The following is a 17,664-nucleotide window of genomic DNA, read 5'->3' as shown; positions in this document are numbered from 1 at the left end:
CAGTCACATCTCAGCCTTGTTCCGAAACAATAATCGATAGATGAAGGGATGGAGGGGCGTATATGTCCGATAATCAGTGGAATTTAAAAATGATAAACCACATCAAAGAAACGGACCGCAAGGAGCTGCAAGCCATATTGGACGAGCTTCATCCTTATGATATCGCCAGGATCTACAAGGAACTGTCCCGCAAAAAACGCTTTAAATTTCTGCTCCTTCTTACGGTTGAACAACTAGCCAGTCTGATTGCAGAGCTGGACACGACCGATCAGATCGAAGTATTGAACCAGCTTGGCGTGGAGAAAACATTGCAAGCCATGAACCTGATGGACCATGACGATTTGGCTCAACTCCTGGACGTGCTGGATGCGGATAATCTTGAGCATTTTCTATCTGAAATGAAGGAAGAGGAATCGCAGGCGCTAGTAAGCCTGATGCACTACCCGCAGGAAACAGCGGGAAGAATGATGACCAACCGTTATGTGTGGGTTCCTGTTTATTATACGGTACAGGATGTCGTGCAAAAATTACGCACATTCGCCGAAATTTCCGAGACTATCAATTACGTGTATGTTGTGGACGAAGACAAACGCATCCTCGGCGTGGTCTCTTATCGGGATCTTCTACTCGCACATGCCGAGGATCCGGTGGCGGATTTTATGAATGCACGGGTGATCTCCGTCCCGGTCACGATGGACCAAGAGGAAGTGGCCCGGGTGATCGAGCGGTATGACCTTCTGGCTGTGCCCGTCGTTGAAGCAAGCAACGTCCTGGTAGGCATTATTACCGTCGATGACATCGTGGACGTTGTCATCTCTGAGGCTAATGAAGACATTGAGAAGTTGTCTGCCGGGGGCAAAGCGATCAACTTCGATACCCAAGCCTGGACGGCAGCTCTTCGCCGCTTGCCGTGGCTGATCCTGCTGCTGTTGATTGGCCTTCTATCCGGCAGCATCATCAGCGGGTTTGAAGAGACGCTGGCCCAGGTCGTTGCTCTGGCATTCTTCATGCCGATGATCGCCGGAATGACCGGGAATACCGGCACCCAGTCGCTCGCTGTTGTCGTGCGAGGATTGATCACGCGTGAGCTTGATAAGCGGACGGTCTTTCGTCTGATCAGCAGAGAGCTTGGGGTTGGAGTGATCATAGGGGTGACATGCGGAGCTCTTATCGCCATCATTGCGTTCGTCTGGCAAGGCAATGCTGTCCTTGGGCTTGTAGTGGGCAGCTCCCTGTTGGTCACATTAATCATTGGCACATTGGCCGGGACCATTATCCCTCTGATCTTGTATAAATTTAATGTCGACCCGGCCATCGCTTCGGGCCCGTTAATTACAACGATTAATGATATTCTATCCCTCTCGATTTATTTTGGAATTGCCTCGATTTTTATCGCTTATCTGGTGTGACTTGCTTGATTATCCCTTTCGTTCAGGAAGCTTGGAGGCAAAGGGCTGGTCGCTAAGGTAAGGAGGCTGGATAAGAAGAGGGAGTTGTATGGCACCAGGCCCAAACCCGTAACTTGACGATGGATGATGTGGCCAGCGCGTACAGCTATGGGAGGCCAGGTCGCACGGTCATTCATACAGGAAACGGTCTTTAGTCCTTTCGGTATTTCGGTATTTCGGTATTTCGGTCCTTCAGTCTTTAGCAGCCCTAAGACGAGCTTGTTTGCCTCTAAGCTTACCTGACCAAAAGGGATGATGGAGCAAGCGCTCGGAAAACGAGTGCGTGAATCTGAGCCCAAAAAAATCCCGCGAGAGCATCACACTCTCGCGGGATTTCTACCAGCTAACAGGAATAAGCTGTACGCTTACCTTTTGGAATGAAGCTCGGACAGACGCTCCTTCTCTTCCCCAAGCAATTCTTCCGCCAGCTCGACAGAGTTCGGATTGCCTTCATCTGTTAGCTGGGCGACGGCACGCTCTGCGTGAGACAGGGAGTTCTCCGCCTGCTGGATCAGCTGCTCTGTCGGATGGGACATGGCCGAGGATACCGCCCGATGCAGTTTCTCTACCGAATCCAGCGCACTGTTGGCCGGATTGTTACGTTGAAGACTGGAATCGTGACTGTTCATATCGCTGCTCCCTTCAAAAGTCATAGTTCCTGCTGCCCTCTTAGCATGGATGGTTCAGACAGGAACTATACCTCTTGGGAAGCGGTCTAAAGTGCTGCTGTAGTGATGTTCGCACTAGGATGGCTGTTTGACAAAAGCCTGAGCCTTCTCCAGCACTTCATCTTCGGTAGGGGCGCTGACATAACGGCCGTTAATATAGATGAACGCACGTTTGCCACACGGTCCGCAATACGATTTGCAGCCGACCTTGATTTCAGCATCCGGAGCCATCTTTTTGATTTTCGGAATGATCGTCTTCAGGCGCGTATGCTTGCATTTTTCGCAGACACGAATATCATTTGCCATAACCATTACCTCTTTTGCTCCCGGCAACCTTAGTGGTCGCCATGATTCCCTTGGGATGGATTCGTAATGACAAAGCCTTCCTGCGGAAAGTACAGATAGTCGATTTTGACACCGTCCAGGAAAGGTTGTCCAGTCTCCAGAATGACATCAATATCTTTGTCTGTCGACACGACGATATCATTCTCTTTCGGCGTGTCCAGATCCAAACCATAGTGGGCATGATCGCCATGAGCATGGGTTACGACAACACGGAGTTTTTTATCCTTGTTCTCTTCCTTTTCCAGCTCTCTCTTTATGACTTTTGCCGCGTTGCGGGTAATTTTACATTTCACTTTTGTTCATCTCCTCATGGACGATTCCTTCAGTATGTTATTGTAGCCCCAGGCGACGTTTTTCGCAAGGCCAATGGCGGGACACCCGCGGTTAGATGAAGCGCCGTTACCTCGCGGCAAGGATTCAGACGTCGGTTACACGCCTAATTCTGTTCAATGCCAGGGTACTTGCGCTCGATTCGGGATACGAACCAGTTCATCATCAGCATGGTCACCCCGATATCATCGATCGGCACCAGGGGCATCACATCCGGCAGCACCCAGTATAAGGCCACCGGGATAAAGAACAGCAGCTTGTCCACTATCGTAATCTGAGGCGATGCCAAATACCGGAATATCCGCTGAAAGACATGCGCCCAGCGCCGCAATGAGAACAGTCTTCTCCATTTCATCTACCGTTCCTCCGTTCCAAGTCCATTCTTTGCGTTATCTTTACCCATTCGACGTTCCCTCAATCAATAGCACTCTTGACCGAGCTAAAGGAAGACCGCTCGTGCGTCGTCAAGACACGAACCATCTTCCCCTCATCAGCTCCTGTCGGAATCGGCAGTACGAAATGCGAATGCCGGAATGTTCATTCCAGCGCCATAAACGCCGCCAGGATGGCCCCTGTCTCGACACATAAGTCTTCAAAATCCTCCAGCGGCAGCGGATTCACCCCGTATCCGATCTCAATCGTAAATCCCGGCCGTCTGAAGTGCTGGATGAACCAGTCCTTGTAGCCGGCATCGCTCCCCGTCAGCTTCACCGGACGGTAACCGCCCGCCTGCCCCAAGCGGGTAGCCCAGGCTTCGCTCTCCGGCGGCTCGGCATCCCGGTAGTTCCAGTAAATCTCCCTTCCCTGGCTGTGCAGGGAAATGGCCCGGACAGGGGAAATGGCCAGCGTGTGCTGGTAGAGCGCCTGCGCCTCCGGCTCGGACAGCGGGGAAGGGCCGCCATAATCTTGCGGAGCCGGCTCCTGTCGGCCGCGACGCTTCACTTCCTCCTCCCAATACGCCGGGAATTGATCTCCAAGATCGACACCGTTCACATTCGCCTTCCAGCGGCGAAAATCTTGGCGGCCCCCGTTCCAGACAAGCAGCTGCTCATGCAGCGGATGCTCAGGCCCGGCCCCCTCCTGCACCAGCTCAACCCCGTCGGGATTCGCCATCGGCACGAGCCACAGCGTATATTCGCTGTACCACGCTCCTGTGTTATGGCCATAGAGGCCTGATCCCTCGTGAAGCGATCTTGCGTAATCCTCGGCAAAGCGAAGCAGGCACGGAGCCGTTATCCATTCATTGGCATGCAGAGCCGCATTGATATGCAAATGCCGGTCTCCCTTTCCGATTTTCGCAGCATAGATCGCTTTGCCTAAGACGCTCGTGCCAATCTCGCTCCATTCGATAAACGGATACAGCGTTGACAAGCGTTCCATGTCTTGCACCAGCTGGGCTGGTCCGTATTCACCGGCTAGTGTAATGGTATGAGAAACATCCGATGACGGCAGGACGATCACCTTCCCTTCCCGCAGTCCCTGATCGGACAATCCCGGATTTAATTCCTTGAGCGCATCTTTGCTGAATCGAAACGTCTCCGCAATGCTCTCAAGGCTGTCCCCCTGCTGGATGACATATCTGCGGCGAAGGGATGCCGGGAGATACAGCATTTGCCCCCGGTGCAAATAAGGCTGGCGCGCTGCCCAAGGGTTGGCGATGAGCAGCTGTTCCTCTGCCAGTCCGAAGCGTGCGGCTATTCGTGTAAGCGTATCGCCTTTCTGAACGATATACTGCTGCATGACTACGTCCTTTCTGCGGATGAACCGCGATCGTAATGCCAGTATTCAAAAAAAGGGTACGCCAAATTATATGTAGGGCAAGTCGTCCGACATGAATGTGAAAGGCAAGTTTATGCCGCCGCTGCAAAAGACGTCCAGCCTCGGGCATCTTCTTCTGGGAGCGCCACATGCAAATGGCGGCCAAAAAGGAGATTCCCCTTCGCCGCCACTGCTTGTGAATCATAGAAAGACCATCCCTCCGGAGAGCCAACCGATCTCTGCTGCTAGATTCGGCAATGCCATGTCTGTTAATGCCGAACAACACAAAAAAGCTGGACTCCATAGCACAGTCTGCTGTCATAAAATCATCCTATCCGAATGCGGGTCTTCCTTGGCTACAGCTTCGTGATCTGCCACACGACCGGGGTGCGGGTAATGTGGTCACCCAGCCATTCGGTCGCAATCCGCTGGAACATGATCGGGTCCCCTGTGCAGAAGAACTGGTGTACCGGGCTCTCATCATTGCTGGCCAGCTGCTCTTTGTCATACAATATCGTGCTGACTTCCCGCGCCGTCTCATCGGCAGAGCTGATCAGCTTCACGCCAGGACCCATCACCTGTTGAATTGGCTCCATCAGAAACGGGTAATGCGTGCAACCGAGAATCAGGCAGTCGATGGGCGAGTCTTTAATTCCGTTCAACGATTCCTCAACGACCTTGAGCGACTGGCTGGAACGATACAGGCCGTGTTCTACCAGCTGAACAAGCTGAGGACAAGCCTGGCTCCGCACTTCCACATAAGGCGATAGCTGCTTCAGAGCCGCCGTATAGGCCCCGCTGCTTATGGTGCCAACCGTTCCGATGACACCTACATGGCCGGATTTCGTTGCGCTGATGGCTGCCCGGGCTCCGGGATGAATGACGCCGATCACCGGTACCGACACTTTGGAGGAAATATAATCAAGTGCTGCCGCCGTCGCGGTGTTACAGGCGATAACTACCATTTTCGGATCATACTGAATCAAATAGTCTACAATTTGCTCCGTAAAAACACGGACTTCTTCCGGGGTACGGGGTCCGTAGGGTGCGCGTGCCGTATCGCCAAAGTAAATAATCTTCTCCCTAGGGAGCTGTCTCATCACTTCCTTGGCTACCGTTAATCCGCCTACACCCGAGTCTAGTATTGCGATTGCTTGCTGCACGAACCCACCGCTTCCTTCTCATCAAATTCATGGCTTACGTGATACCATATGTCGTTTCAGAATGAAACGTACCTAAATCTTACTGCAATTCCCCCCGTTCTTCAACACAGGACCATTCGCGGAGGACCATCAGTCGACTTTGTTCAACAAATTGTAGGACTCATGCTCCATATCCGCCACGCTTACCAGGTATACTAGTTGTACCGCATACAGGAAGCAACCACATTCATAGACCGCCTGAGGCTCTGCGGACGAGCGAAGCAAAGGAGCGTTGGAACGTGAAAGGAACTGATCCATCTATTCATCAGCGCATGGAGCTGACAGAAGCAGCCGCTCATTTCATCCATGCCTGTTACCATGAACTCGGCCTGGGCGAGCAAGAAGCCGATAGACGCGTCAAGGAGATTGAACGCGAGATTGAGCGTACCGGCACCTATGAGCATACTCGGGAAGAGCTGGTTCATGGAGCCAAAATGGCCTGGCGAAACAGCAACCGCTGCATCGGCCGCTTGTTCTGGGACAAGCTCCGGGTGCAGGACGCCAGAGATGCAACGAATCCTGACGATATATTAGCCCGGCTCATCGCGCATATCGATACGGCCACGAACGGCGGCAAAATTATTCCGACAATCACCGTGTTCAAGGCAGCTGCGCCAAATGAAGCCCCGCTGATGATCCGCAATCATCAGCTGATCCGGTATGCCGGCTACGACACCCCGGCCGGCATTATCGGCGATCCGGCTTCCATCGCCTTCACCCGGGAATGCCTTGCCCTCGGCTGGGAAGGGAACGGCACCGATTATGATCTGCTGCCCCTCGTCATCCAGCAAGGCGAGGAACCTCCGCACTGGTGTCCGGTCCCCGAAGCCTCCGTGCTGGAGGTTCCCATCGAGCATCCGGATATCCCGGCCATCAGCGAGCTCGGGCTGCGCTGGTATTCCACGCCGATCATCGCCGATATGATGCTGGAGATTGGCGGTATTATCTATGCGGCCGCCCCCTTTAACGGCTGGTATATGGGGACGGAGATCGGGGCGCGCAATCTGGCAGACGAGCAGCGATACAACAAGCTGTCGGCGGTCGCCCAAGCGATGGGCCTCGATACCCGGAGTGAAGCTACGCTGTGGCGGGACCGCGTGCTGGTCGAGCTGAATTATGCCGTGCTTCACTCCTTCAAGAAGGCGGGGGTCAGCATTGTCGATCATCATACCGCCGCCCATCAGTTCCATCTGTTCGAGCAGCGCGAAGCACAGGCCGGAAGGGACGTTACCGGGGATTGGACTTGGCTGATTCCGCCGATGTCGCCCGCTACAACTCACATTTTCCATAAGAAGTACAGCAACCAAATCAAATCGCCAAACTTTCTTTACCGCAACAAAAAACAGTGAGCGAATATCCGCTTCCACCGTCAACAAGGACGGCTGGCCCTTCGGGACCAGCCGTCCTTCACTTCTGATGTATTGGGAGGTCTTGCTTACTTGATTCGTAGAATCAACAGGCGCCAAGCAGATCGTTATTAAATATGCTCACCGAGCTGAACGGAAGATACTTGAACCACTTTTTCCTTGTCCGCAACCTGGTCCTCTTCCGCGTCATTCCACAGCTCCTTGCCGCTTCTCCAGGATTGGATGTCCGAGATGACATGCTCTGCCCGGTCGGTCATCAGACCGATCAGCTGCACCCCTTGCTCGCCCACTTTCCCGGCAACTTCCTGCACTTTGCTGCCCAAGTTCCGGGTTCCTTCAGCGATATCGCCGCGCAGCTCCTTGCCTGATTTCGGAGCAAACAGAAGCGCAGCCGCGGAGCCGGCAACACTGCCGATCAGAACTCCCCATAACAGACCTTTCGTTTTGTCCTTCATAAGACCCATCTCCTTCTATTTGGCCTGCCCTTCGTCGGACTTGGAGGCATGGCGGTTCCATGAGTGCCATACGGTCACTCCGGCATCGATCCACCGGAAAATCTCACCGATGTGCCGTTCGTTGTCCAGGCGCGCACGCTCAATATGCTCGATGGCCGATACCGATGCTCTTTTTCCGATGGCACGAATGTTTTCAGCCGTTTCAGCTACCGCTGCAGCGGCCTCGGACATGGACGAGGCAAAAGCTTCACCGGCTGCCAGTTGATGCTGCACACTCGTTAAAGCCGCATTCGCCTGCTCCAATACCTGTGATGCTTCCTCCGACAAATGTGCGCTGTCCGCTTCAAGCCTGCTCAGCACCGCTTCGGTCCGCTGTAACACTTTTCGGAACGAGACAGCCATGACCACTGCTGCAGCTGCCATCAGCATAATGCCGATCCCCGCCGCAAGAGCACTCCACTCCGCCATAGGAACCCCTCCTTTCAATCCGACCGGGCGAATGCCTAGTCGCTTGATGCATTATAAGCAGGTTGGGCTTGTTTTGACACAGCTTTCTGCTTTTTTTCGCTGAATCTATAATCCGTGGCGCCTTGCGGCGTCCCCTTACTCATCAGATCCATTCAGGCCGCATCATAAAAAGGCCGAAGACCCGGGCTCTTGTGCAAGCCCTCGGTCTTCGGCCTTGATTGGCGGCCTCATGCCGCCGCACTATAATTCTTTTGCCAAATAGTCGCGCACAGACACAGCGAACTGCTCCAGCGTCTCCGGCAGAACCCGGGATAGCGGGTGAAGCGCATGTCTGTCCCATTCATAATATTCCTGTACTAGCGGCTTGCGAAGCTTGACCAGTTCCATCAGCACTTCGTGGATCTCTTTCGAGAAGACGTTCTCCTGATGCACGATGTCGATGATATCCTCGTAACTGCTCGCATCCCGCATAATAAATCCGTCAATCAAATAGCTGCCGACATCAGTCACAATTTCAATGGCCAGATGAAGGGCACGCTCCTGAACCATACCGGCTATCAGGCCTTTATCCCAGGAAGCCTGCACCGTTCTTAATCCTTCTGCCACTTCCGGAATCGCATTCAATCTGCGTTCTATCTGTTCTTGGTTTACATAATACATCGCATGTCCCTCCAAGGGATATTCTTATCGTTCATCATTCGTTCTTCATTCGTTCATAACAGTCTTCACATATCATTTAAACCGGTTTCAAAACCTCCGGCCGCTTATATTTCAAAATCAACGGCGAGCGTATGATCCTTCACGGTATTAATATAACGGATCACTTCCTGATGAACAGGATGTACGGCATAAGCCTCCAGATCCTCCAGCGAATCCACTTCAATAATTAAAGCCAGGTCATAAGAACGCTCGGAACGGACGATATCCGCACCAACCTGCAGGGAACGCAGCTGTGGAATTTTTCCATCCATATCCCGAAGCACCTTCACGGTCTGTTCAATGTTCTCGGCAGTAGGCTCTTTTAATTTGAAAAATACGATATGCTTAATCATTGCCCTTCCCCCATCTTCTAGAATGTATGTACCTCTCTTTATCATACCCCGTCCAGAACGAAAAAGAAATCGTGCACACCCTGTGGGTCGGCCGATTAATTGATCAGATTCTGCTCGATTTCGCGGGTTCATGACCTATAAGAAGCCGTTGGAAACAAATGTATCGTTGTTACCTGTTGAAATGAATATGTCGAATAATGTAGAATTATGTTAAAAAAATCGGAGGAATTATGCCTACACAACTTCAACAAGAAAAACACTCCATTGAGGCGTGGTCCCTGATCAATCGTAAATATTTGGGGAAGGGCGTGCGAGTGAAGCGATTTCGCAGACCTACTCGCTGCCAGATTCGAAACCGCGTCCTGCTAGCCGTCCTGATGGCCAAAGATATTAAGTTGTCTCAGCTGGCCGAAGAACTTGGCGTGTCCTCACGCAGTGTCAGCGCTTGGGTATACGAGGGACGAATCCCAGGAAAAAACAACCTGGAGAAAGCTTGCAGCTACCTCGGTTACCCCCGTCATATTCTGTTCCGCGAAGAACTGCTTGAGCAGTCGCCGCTGATTTGCCAGCCGGCTCCATCGCGATTTATGAAGCGCACGCTTACGCGTTCACCGGTCAGCAACCAGATCCTCACCGGCTTGTGCATGGTTCATGACTTGTCCGTGAGCGATGTCAGTCACTGGATCGGCATTCATCCGGGAACGTTCCGGAAGTGGCTGCATCAAGGCACGCTGCCGTCTGCAGCATTTCAAGAGAAAGCGGAACAATTCTTCCGCATCCCGAAGACGGTTCTGTTCGCAGATTGTGTATTGAGTCAACATGATGCGTCCCGCTAATCGGCCTCGCTTGCAGATCGTACCGACAACTTAGCTCAACCGCCCGCATGGCTCGGGGACGGTTGAGCGTTTTTATTGAACCCCACACGGCCAGCAGGGATATTTCCCCCCGGTCGTGGACATACATAGAGCAGAAAGTTATGGATCTCCCCTGGAGGTGATGTTCGTGAAATCGCAAAAAGAGCTGGGGGCGTCGCTCGGGCTTCTCGCAGGAACGACGCTTGGCAGCGGCATCGGCTTTCTGTTCGGCTGGCATTCCGTCAACTTGATCGTCCTGGTAAGCACGTTCGGGTTGCTGGGCGTCGCCATAGGCTGCTGGCTCGGTTCACGCCGATTGTTCAAGGAAATTCCGTGAACGATTGAAAGGGCGGACGCTCAAAATCCCAATGGATTTTAGGAGTCCGCCCTTTCTGTGCATCCCTACCGAGTGCCCTGCCCGGCATTATGCTGTATTCGCATCATGACGGCCGCCGCTTCCGCCCGGGTAGCGAGCGCACCCGGGACAAAGCCGCCCTCCCCTCGGCCAAGAAGGATTCCGTGTTTGGGGTGAAGCAAATATTCTACGGAAGAAGAAGCTCATAGGTTAGCTCGACATGATCCACACCCCAAGCGCGATTGTGATGTTCGGCGACTTGGCGGAAGCCTTCCTTCTCGTACATGGCAATCGCCGTCTTCTGATCTTCCGTCGTTTCCAGAAATACACGCCGGTAGCCTTTCTCTTTACAGTACTGCACAGACTGCCGAAGCAAGGTTTTTCCCAGCCCGATGCCTCTATATTCCGGATGCAGAATGAACCATCTCAGCTGCCCGGTATGCTCGGAATGACCGACAATCGCAATTGCGCCAACGATCTGCTCCCCGTCCTCCGCGATCCAAAAGCGGTCCTTCTCCGGGTTATAACCGTTGAAGAAATCAGCAAACGTCTGGCATACATAACCTTCAAATACATGATTGTACCCGCATTCCTGGGCGTAAATCCATCCGTGAAGATGAATCAGGCTCCCTACATCCCCGGGCCTCAAGTCTGTACGAATGCGAACCTCCGGTGCTGCTGTGTCATTAAGTGATAGAACACGCTCAATGGATGCCATATGATGTGCAATCCTGCTGCGCTCGTTTTCCGGTAGCGGGTTGATCAAACGGCGGATTTGTTCATCGGACAGCGCGTTCAGTCTGGACAATATCTCCCTGCCCCGATCCGTCAAACTGAGATGATACAATCTTCCGTCCTCCTCCGAGCGTACTCGACAGATCAGTTCCTGCTTCTCAAACCGTTTCAATATCCGGCTTAAATAGCCGGCATCCAGGCGCAGCTTGTCAATAAGCATGGTTGCTGTACAATTCTCGTCATGTCCGATTTCGAACAAAACCCGGGCCTCCGACAAGGAATAATCGCTTTGCAGCAAATGCTGATCAAGCAGTCCGAGAATGTTGGTATAGAACCGATTGAATTTTCGAATTGCATGTACGACCGAGTTCATATTATCCTCCTTGCAAAATTTCAAATAGTCAACGCAATGTTTTAATTGACTATGTCAACTATATATTCAGTTATATCCTCCATTAGTTGATTAAGTCAACTAATAATTTAGGCACCCTTACTTCCGCTTCGGAAAAGCACCGTTATATGCACGCAACAAGGCGGCAAGTTAGCTCTTAAACGGCCAGCCCCAGTCAACCAGTTGCAGGATATTCAACTATATATCAATAGGGATTCCTTTAATTTCCATTAGTGTTGTATAATTAAACATACACAGAATCGGTATGGACGCTGAATTGGACATCGATAATGGATCCGGAGGAATCTATGGAACAATGGTTTTATCTCCTGCAAAGTCCGCTTGATGAGCTGGACACCAAGATTCAGGAGCTGGTGTTTCGCTCCTTCTATCAGTTTGTATATCGGGACATCTTGTTTATGGTGCGTGACCATTCGCTTGCCGAGGATATTATTCAGGAGGCCTTCATCAAAGCGATTACCAAGGGACCGCAGATGAGATCATGCGCGAACATCCCGGCGTGGATCAAGCAGGTGACCCGCAATACCGCCCTGGATCATCTAAGGAAATTGAAACGGGACCGTCAGATCCTTGTCGAATCTTTCGTTCATAGAGGTGATACGGCATTCGAGGAGATCAGTGTGACCAGCGAGGTGGAGGTCCGTGAAAGGGACAAGCTGCTGTATCAAGCAATGGCCGAACTGAAATCGGATTATCGGCAGGTGCTGCTCCTGTTCTACATCGAGGGAAGGCCGTATCGCGACATTTGCAAGGAGCTGGGCATGTCCGAGCCTGTACTGACACAGCGTTTGGCCAGGGCACGCAAGAAATTGCTTCAACATTTTTTGAGAAAATGGGCGGATAACCATGAATGAACAAAACGAACAGGATCGCGTGATCCGAAAATGGCTGCAGGATGAGTATAATAGCATCGAAATTCCAGACCCCTCGCCCGCATGGGATAAGGTTCGCATTCAATTGGAGCGGCGGCGCCGGCATAAGAAACTGCGTTCACGAATGGCGATTCTTGCTGCCGTTGTTGCAGCTGCACTCATGATCAACGCTGCCGCCACCATCAGCATTTCGAAAACCTATGCGCAGATGTCCTCCCTGCTCCAGGAGGTAAGGGATTATCTCGTCGAAATTTTCTTTACGAAGGAGGCGTTTGATCATTCGGCAGCCGTCACCGCGCCTCCAGCCCCTGACGAAGCTGAGCATGCTGCCCTTCCGGAAGAGGTATCGCTTGAAGCCGCTCAGGCGAAACTGGGCTTTTCACTCCTCGTGCCAGCCGCTATGCCGGATCGCTATTCCCTGGACAGGGTGCGTATTTTCCAGGAGGAGGATGGCGAATATCGCAATGCCTATTTGGAGTATGCCAGCAGTGACCAGCATATTGTGAAAATCAGCCAGCATGTCATATCGCCTGGGTCGACACGAGTGAAAAGCGATATTTCGGCTAGTGCCGGAGATATACAGCAGGTTTGGATCGGCGGCAGTCAGGGCGTCCTGATTATTGTGCCTGAAGGTTATGCAACACTCGAGTGGCTGACAGAGGATGGGATCAAAATATCGATCTCCGGCAAGCTGACCGGGCAAGAATTGATGCGTGTAGCTGAATCTTTGCACTAAAGCAATAGAGAAGCCTTCAAACCCACTTTAGCAGTGGTTTCGAAGGCTTTCTTATTCCACATATAGGACTGAATGATTCCCAGGTTCCTTAGGGGTTAACCCGCCGTGGGATCTTTCCCTGTGTGCCTCAATTAAACTTGTCTTTGATCTCCAGCAATGCTTCAACGCTGAGTGTTAAATCATTGTCCGGGCTGGCGCTTTTCAGCACCGCCTGCTCCATCAGTTTCGGATCCGCCTCATCCTTGTCCACCGGATCATAGATGTACAGGCTTTGGACCGGATTCAACAGACTGGCAGGCGAATCAGCATACGTCGCTAGGAAAAATACGTACTGATGATCGCTCGAAATAGAGACAGCATCCTCGGACACAAACGTGATGTCTCCGATCTGCCCGCCCAGCTCTTTGAACTCTAGTTTGTCCCCTGGCTTGTAGTTGCCTTTGAACGTCTCCTCAACGGCAATCGTATAAATGGTGTAGATGTTCTTCTCTACATATAACTCCCCGCCGGGATTCAGCTCTTCATCCGCCGAATCGGTATGGATCATATCGTCAATCTCCTCTACTCGAGTATCAACGATCTTGCCGCTAATAACGGTATCCGCCTTGTCGGACAAACCGTTAATGCTGGTGTAGTGCGGGAAGTCCTCGCTAACGACCACGGTCACCGGTTCCTCATGGCTCGCCTGATTTCCGGCAGCACAAGCCGTCAACATCAGCAGCGCCGCTGCGCTTATGATAAAGAAACGAAGTTTTCTCATCCCATGCCCTCCTCGAATATTGATTATTGATGGATTTCGATTAATATTTAGCCTTTACGTTATTGATATCGTAAGTCTGAGGTTTCGTCATCGTGTTGCGGTTGCGGGTGTATTTCATAATGGAGGAGCTGCTTGTGTTCGGATTGTCAGACAGCCAAATGGAGTGGCCCAGTTCGTGGACAAAGACGCTCTGTACAAAATTGCTGAACTTTCCGTCCTGCCGGTCTCTCGAGATCGTTCTCGCATTCATCTCGATCCGGAACTTGGTGAGCTTGCTGCCCGAATAGGTCGCATAGTTTCTGCCATAGGCTTCCCAGCTGTATTGTGCTGCCGAGATGGTGTTCGAGGAGGAGCTGTTCTTGGAGAATTTCACTTTCGCACCGGCATTGTTCCAATTGGACAGGGACTGATCCATCGGCGCTTGCCATGTGCTGTTGAAGCTGTACGATTTGACCGGAATGGTGGAGCTTGGCCATCCGTAATTCAGATACTTGGCATACACCGCCGTGCTGCTCAGCAGAATCAATCCGCTCAGCAGGACGACACTTACATAAAACTTCTTTTTCATTTCACAGCCTCCTAATATTTATTCAAAATTCTTTTATTGCTAGAAATGTTATTTGGTTCCACCTCCTTCTATAGATATAACGAAGCTGCCGGTTCATTTCTAACGATGATAGATAAAAAAAAAAAGCGAATGGGCTTCCCCACTCGCACTTCATGCTCATTACGGGATCAGATGCGATGGCGAATAGCGGTAACCCGATTCCACCGTTGACCCCTTTTTGATCCAATGATAGGATTTCGTCCGGTAATAATAACCGCTTAACACTGAGATATTGCTGATGGACGAGTACACATAGGCTGCGTTCTGTTCTTTGCTATTGGGACCGAGGTAGACGTCGATCCAGGCTGATCCGGTCCATCGCTGCAGGGTGAGCTGAACGCCGATTTCATCCACCCTTACGGTGCCATAGCTTTCACCCCAAATATTGACTCTTTGTTTCCCCTGATTGGTTAGATAACCCTGCCCTTTCTCCAAATAATCGAACTTCGGATCAAATACCGTGTTCGGAGCTAGGTTCTCGCGCGGTGGCAAAGTATGGGCCTCGGCGCTTGCCGCCGGCTCGTAAGCCGATGCCGGAAGGGGCAGCAGAAGCAGCAGCGACACGCCCAGAACTAACTGTACATATCGGATGATCCGGATGTTCCTCTTGGTTACGATCAATGGGTTCGCCTCCTTAACTTCATGTTAACTTCTATGTATATAACGCAGGGCGCTGGCTTTTCCTGACGCTCGTCACATCAAAAAGCGGCGCAAGGGCTTCTCCCCCTGCACCGCAGTCGGCTTGCATACCGAGGTTTCCCGCCTCGCTTCGCTTATTTCTTGCTTATTTAACCCACTTTACAACATCCTCATACGGTCTGCGTTTCTTCGGTCTCGGCTCTTCCTTCCGATAGCCGAAGGCAACCATCACGGAAGCCGTAAAGCGTCCGCCCTCCAGCAGCCCTTCCTCCTCCAGCAGCTGATCCATCGTCTCCATATTAAAACCTTCAATCGGACAGGAATCGATGCCGATTTGAGCCGCAGCTGTCATCATGTTGGCAAGCGCGATGTACGTCTGCTTCATTGCCCAATCGTTAAGGAAGCGCTCGTTATCGAGCAGCTTAAAATCCTGTCTCTGAAACTCCTCAACCATCCCCAAAAACTTGGCCAAATGTTCTTCCGGAATGTCTTTGAACTGCTCCTTTAAATAGGCGGAGTCATATCTTGTATCCTGATGCGTCCGCGCGAGGATGATGACAAAGTCGCTTGCCTCCGGCAGCTTGCCGGCCGCTCCCCACGAGGCGTTTTTAATCTTGGTTCGAAGCTGTTCATTCTGAATGACGAGAAAACGCCATGGCTCTGTGCCAAACGAGCTCGGCGACAAGCGGCCGGTCTCCAAAATAAATTCAAAATCGTCATCGGAGATCGTTTTGCTCGGGTCGAATGCTTTTGTTGCATGCCGAAAATGGTACGCAGCCAAAATTTCTTCTTTCGTTATGGTCATATTCACTCTCTCCTTCGGTATTAAGTAAGGGCGCCGTGACAAGCAGCGGCCGGTGAACCGTTCATGCTTCCTAGAGAAATGCATCGACTATCCTGCCCTTTTCCAAGTACAACAATAACAAAAATAACCTCAAAAGAAAACTTCACGCCGCAGATTCACGACAACCGATGCATGCCTTTCATCCATGATGCTTTCACTACTCCGGATCTTGCTTCAGCCTGCGTATCGTGCCAGCACCCGGTCGACAGCGGGGCCATAGGATTCGCCAAAATGATTCAGGTGAACGAGCAGGTAGTACAACTGATAGAGCGGCCGCCGCTCGGCATAGCGCTGCTGATCGAAGGGCCGGACTTCCCGGTAGGCTTCATAGAAGCGTTCCGGGAAGCCGCTGAACAGTTCAGTGAAGGCCAGTTCCATCTCGGCATCTCCGTAATAAACGGCCGGATCAATCAAATACGGCTGACCCCCCGGGCCAACAATCCAGTTGCCGCGCCACAAATCGCCGTGCAGCAAAGATGGCGACGGATGGGTCGGTATCCACTGGTCGAGCCGGTCAAGCAGCCGCTCCATGCGCTCCCGCCGCTCACCCGGCATATGGCCTCCCGCGATGGCAAGCTCTAGCTGATGCCCGAGCCGATGCGTGCGCAGAAATGCAACCCAATTGTCTGCCCAAGCATTCGGCTGGGACAGGCGGCCAATATAATTGTCGGCGCCATAGCCGAATCGTCCAGTCGTCCGGGCATGCAGCCCCGCTACGCCGCGTCCCAGTCGCTCTGCCGTATCCGGCGCCTCGCTTCCTTGCACGTACGACATCACGATATACGCTAGCGCTTCCGCCTTCTCCTCGCCGACCGTCCCACGACCGTAAATATGCGGAACCGGAATCGCCTCCGCTGAAGCAATGGCCTGCAAACCCTCTGCTTCCTTCTCCAGCATGGCCGGAACCTCGCCGATTTTCACAAGATAATCTCCCTTAGTTGTACCTGCCTTCCACACCGGGCTGATGCTTCCGCCGGACAACGGGGTCAGCGTAACCTCCTTGGCATCGATGCCATGTTTCGTTAATATTTGCATCAGTGGTGTGTTCCACTGCTCTGTACTCATTGATCGCTTCACTCCCCCGGATTCCCTTCAAACCGTGTCTTATTGCCGCAATAACAAGAGGCGATCCATTCTTCACGATTCGATCACCAATTTACCATAGTCCATATCTTAGGGGAACTTGGCTGCATATGCAATGTCAGTTTGATTGGGTGGAAATGCGCTAAAAAGGACTTGTCACGATATTTCTTAACTGCACCAATAGAAAATCAATGATTTTGGCCGGAGAGGTCATTACTGTCAGGGCTGCAAAGGCGGCTTTTTCTCTCCTCTCGCCTGATTGTATTCTCGGCCATTGATAGATGAACATCAACAGGACGAGGAATGTAATACCGACGATATACACCACTTTCATGCTTTCACCTCTTTGCTTGAGAAACGTCCACTTTCAACTCTTTTTGCACGACTTCAAGTGTAGCTGATAAGCGCTCTTCGATCTTGCGAGCCAAGGCATCCTCCAGCTTTCGGATGCTATCCACTTCCTTTAGATCCCACTCTGTTTGGTTCTGAATGACATCGTCTACAGTCTCGATCCTTAACGTCATTTTTAATTGCTGTCCGTTTATTTCCGGAATTAAATCAGCCTCTCCCTTAATTAAGTTCATCGATACATACCCTTAAAATATACCATTACAGGGAATAATCATTAGCCGAATACAAAAAGGCGCTTGGATCTCCATTGAGGAGCGCAAGCG

The 17,664-nt window shown here is 51.8% G+C and carries 24 protein-coding genes; 6 read left to right on the top strand and 18 right to left on the bottom strand.

The genetic code is table 11. The annotated features are described in order from the left end of the window. The first annotated feature begins 62 nt into the window (after nucleotides 1-62). Complete coding sequence (gene mgtE, locus CHH75_RS08595) at nucleotides 63-1,409, top strand: magnesium transporter (protein ID WP_095263968.1); 1,347 nt, start codon at nucleotides 63-65, stop codon at nucleotides 1,407-1,409. 404 nt (nucleotides 1,410-1,813) lie between these two features. Here the strand turns inward: mgtE and CHH75_RS08590 are convergent, their stop codons facing one another. From CHH75_RS08590 to racE, 6 genes are all read right to left on the bottom strand, one after another. Continuing rightward, nucleotides 1,814-2,077 (bottom strand): hypothetical protein, encoded by a 264-nt coding sequence (locus CHH75_RS08590; protein ID WP_095264043.1) that lies wholly within the window; start codon nucleotides 2,075-2,077, stop codon nucleotides 1,814-1,816. Nucleotides 2,078-2,191: 114 nt separating this feature from the next. Further along, on the bottom strand, nucleotides 2,192-2,422 hold the full coding sequence (locus tag CHH75_RS08585) for a YuzB family protein (RefSeq protein WP_095263967.1): 231 nt from the start codon (nucleotides 2,420-2,422) through the stop codon (nucleotides 2,192-2,194). A gap of 29 nt (nucleotides 2,423-2,451) precedes the next feature. Next, nucleotides 2,452-2,754, bottom strand: coding sequence for a HesB/IscA family protein (locus tag CHH75_RS08580; protein WP_095263966.1), 303 nt, complete (start codon nucleotides 2,752-2,754; stop codon nucleotides 2,452-2,454). A 143-nt stretch (nucleotides 2,755-2,897) separates the two neighbouring features. Then, on the bottom strand, nucleotides 2,898-3,146 hold the full coding sequence (locus tag CHH75_RS08575) for a hypothetical protein (protein WP_095397957.1): 249 nt from the start codon (nucleotides 3,144-3,146) through the stop codon (nucleotides 2,898-2,900). 182 nt (nucleotides 3,147-3,328) lie between these two features. Then, entirely contained in the window at nucleotides 3,329-4,531 is a 1,203-nt protein-coding gene (locus tag CHH75_RS08570) for a M14 family metallopeptidase (RefSeq protein ID WP_095397956.1), read from the bottom strand. Nucleotides 4,532-4,905: 374 nt separating this feature from the next. Further along, nucleotides 4,906-5,712 (bottom strand): glutamate racemase, encoded by an 807-nt coding sequence (gene racE, locus CHH75_RS08565; RefSeq protein ID WP_095263963.1) that lies wholly within the window; start codon nucleotides 5,710-5,712, stop codon nucleotides 4,906-4,908. Nucleotides 5,713-6,011: 299 nt separating this feature from the next. Between racE and CHH75_RS08560 the strand changes: the two genes are divergently transcribed. Beyond that, on the top strand, nucleotides 6,012-7,100 hold the full coding sequence (locus CHH75_RS08560) for a nitric oxide synthase oxygenase (protein WP_413773595.1): 1,089 nt from the start codon (nucleotides 6,012-6,014) through the stop codon (nucleotides 7,098-7,100). Nucleotides 7,101-7,228: 128 nt separating this feature from the next. Here CHH75_RS08560 and CHH75_RS08555 read toward each other — a convergent pair whose 3' ends face one another. The 4 genes from CHH75_RS08555 to CHH75_RS08540 form a co-directional block, all read right to left on the bottom strand. After that, nucleotides 7,229-7,573, bottom strand: a complete 345-nt coding sequence (locus tag CHH75_RS08555; RefSeq protein ID WP_095263962.1) for a YtxH domain-containing protein — start codon at nucleotides 7,571-7,573, stop codon at nucleotides 7,229-7,231. Nucleotides 7,574-7,588: 15 nt separating this feature from the next. Beyond that, on the bottom strand, nucleotides 7,589-8,041 hold the full coding sequence (locus CHH75_RS08550) for a hypothetical protein (protein ID WP_095263961.1): 453 nt from the start codon (nucleotides 8,039-8,041) through the stop codon (nucleotides 7,589-7,591). A gap of 240 nt (nucleotides 8,042-8,281) precedes the next feature. Continuing rightward, nucleotides 8,282-8,701, bottom strand: a complete 420-nt coding sequence (locus CHH75_RS08545) for a DUF86 domain-containing protein (protein WP_095263960.1) — start codon at nucleotides 8,699-8,701, stop codon at nucleotides 8,282-8,284. Nucleotides 8,702-8,805: 104 nt separating this feature from the next. Further along, nucleotides 8,806-9,093 (bottom strand): Dabb family protein, encoded by a 288-nt coding sequence (locus CHH75_RS08540; protein WP_095263959.1) that lies wholly within the window; start codon nucleotides 9,091-9,093, stop codon nucleotides 8,806-8,808. Between the two features lie 230 nt (nucleotides 9,094-9,323). Here CHH75_RS08540 and CHH75_RS08535 point away from each other — a divergent pair, with 230 nt between their 5' ends. Continuing rightward, complete coding sequence (locus CHH75_RS08535; RefSeq protein ID WP_095263958.1) at nucleotides 9,324-9,929, top strand: helix-turn-helix domain-containing protein; 606 nt, start codon at nucleotides 9,324-9,326, stop codon at nucleotides 9,927-9,929. A gap of 166 nt (nucleotides 9,930-10,095) precedes the next feature. Then, the gene (locus CHH75_RS08530; protein WP_095263957.1) at nucleotides 10,096-10,284 is read left to right on the top strand and encodes a hypothetical protein; all 189 of its coding nucleotides are present in this window, start codon (nucleotides 10,096-10,098) and stop codon (nucleotides 10,282-10,284) included. A gap of 205 nt (nucleotides 10,285-10,489) precedes the next feature. Here the strand turns inward: CHH75_RS08530 and CHH75_RS08525 are convergent, their stop codons facing one another. After that, nucleotides 10,490-11,410 carry a bifunctional helix-turn-helix transcriptional regulator/GNAT family N-acetyltransferase gene (locus tag CHH75_RS08525; protein WP_095263956.1) on the bottom strand — a complete coding sequence of 307 codons (921 nt, stop codon included), beginning with the start codon at nucleotides 11,408-11,410 and terminating at the stop codon, nucleotides 10,490-10,492. Nucleotides 11,411-11,736: 326 nt separating this feature from the next. Here CHH75_RS08525 and CHH75_RS08520 point away from each other — a divergent pair, with 326 nt between their 5' ends. Both CHH75_RS08520 and CHH75_RS08515 read left to right on the top strand, forming a co-directional pair. Continuing rightward, nucleotides 11,737-12,303, top strand: coding sequence for an RNA polymerase sigma factor (locus CHH75_RS08520; protein ID WP_095263955.1), 567 nt, complete (start codon nucleotides 11,737-11,739; stop codon nucleotides 12,301-12,303). Further along, nucleotides 12,296-13,057: a DUF4367 domain-containing protein gene (locus tag CHH75_RS08515; protein WP_095397955.1), complete on the top strand. Its 762-nt coding sequence runs from the start codon at nucleotides 12,296-12,298 to the stop codon at nucleotides 13,055-13,057. The genes CHH75_RS08520 and CHH75_RS08515 overlap by 8 nt, the downstream gene beginning before the upstream one ends. 127 nt (nucleotides 13,058-13,184) lie before the next feature. Here the strand turns inward: CHH75_RS08515 and CHH75_RS08510 are convergent, their stop codons facing one another. The 7 genes from CHH75_RS08510 to CHH75_RS08480 form a co-directional block, all read right to left on the bottom strand. Then, nucleotides 13,185-13,817, bottom strand: a complete 633-nt coding sequence (locus CHH75_RS08510) for a hypothetical protein (protein ID WP_095397954.1) — start codon at nucleotides 13,815-13,817, stop codon at nucleotides 13,185-13,187. 40 nt (nucleotides 13,818-13,857) lie between these two features. Beyond that, nucleotides 13,858-14,385 (bottom strand): zinc metalloprotease, encoded by a 528-nt coding sequence (locus CHH75_RS08505; protein WP_095263952.1) that lies wholly within the window; start codon nucleotides 14,383-14,385, stop codon nucleotides 13,858-13,860. Nucleotides 14,386-14,544: 159 nt separating this feature from the next. Further along, nucleotides 14,545-15,045 carry a hypothetical protein gene (locus CHH75_RS08500; protein WP_095397953.1) on the bottom strand — a complete coding sequence of 167 codons (501 nt, stop codon included), beginning with the start codon at nucleotides 15,043-15,045 and terminating at the stop codon, nucleotides 14,545-14,547. 163 nt (nucleotides 15,046-15,208) lie between these two features. Then, nucleotides 15,209-15,868: an NAD(P)H-dependent oxidoreductase gene (locus CHH75_RS08495; protein WP_095397952.1), complete on the bottom strand. Its 660-nt coding sequence runs from the start codon at nucleotides 15,866-15,868 to the stop codon at nucleotides 15,209-15,211. A gap of 213 nt (nucleotides 15,869-16,081) precedes the next feature. After that, nucleotides 16,082-16,972: a fructosamine kinase family protein gene (locus CHH75_RS08490; RefSeq protein ID WP_255222992.1), complete on the bottom strand. Its 891-nt coding sequence runs from the start codon at nucleotides 16,970-16,972 to the stop codon at nucleotides 16,082-16,084. 160 nt (nucleotides 16,973-17,132) lie between these two features. Next, complete coding sequence (locus CHH75_RS08485; protein ID WP_095397951.1) at nucleotides 17,133-17,324, bottom strand: hypothetical protein; 192 nt, start codon at nucleotides 17,322-17,324, stop codon at nucleotides 17,133-17,135. 4 nt (nucleotides 17,325-17,328) lie between these two features. Further along, nucleotides 17,329-17,574 carry a Ger(x)C family spore germination C-terminal domain-containing protein gene (locus tag CHH75_RS08480; RefSeq protein ID WP_095263948.1) on the bottom strand — a complete coding sequence of 82 codons (246 nt, stop codon included), beginning with the start codon at nucleotides 17,572-17,574 and terminating at the stop codon, nucleotides 17,329-17,331. Between the last annotated feature and the right edge of the window lie 90 nt (nucleotides 17,575-17,664).

This window comes from Paenibacillus sp. 7541 (genome assembly GCF_002276395.1).
In the GTDB taxonomy this organism is placed as follows: domain Bacteria; phylum Bacillota; class Bacilli; order Paenibacillales; family Paenibacillaceae; genus Paenibacillus_AQ; species Paenibacillus_AQ campinasensis.
Note: the sequence above shows the minus strand (reverse complement) of the source record. Positions and strands in the feature narration are given on the sequence as shown.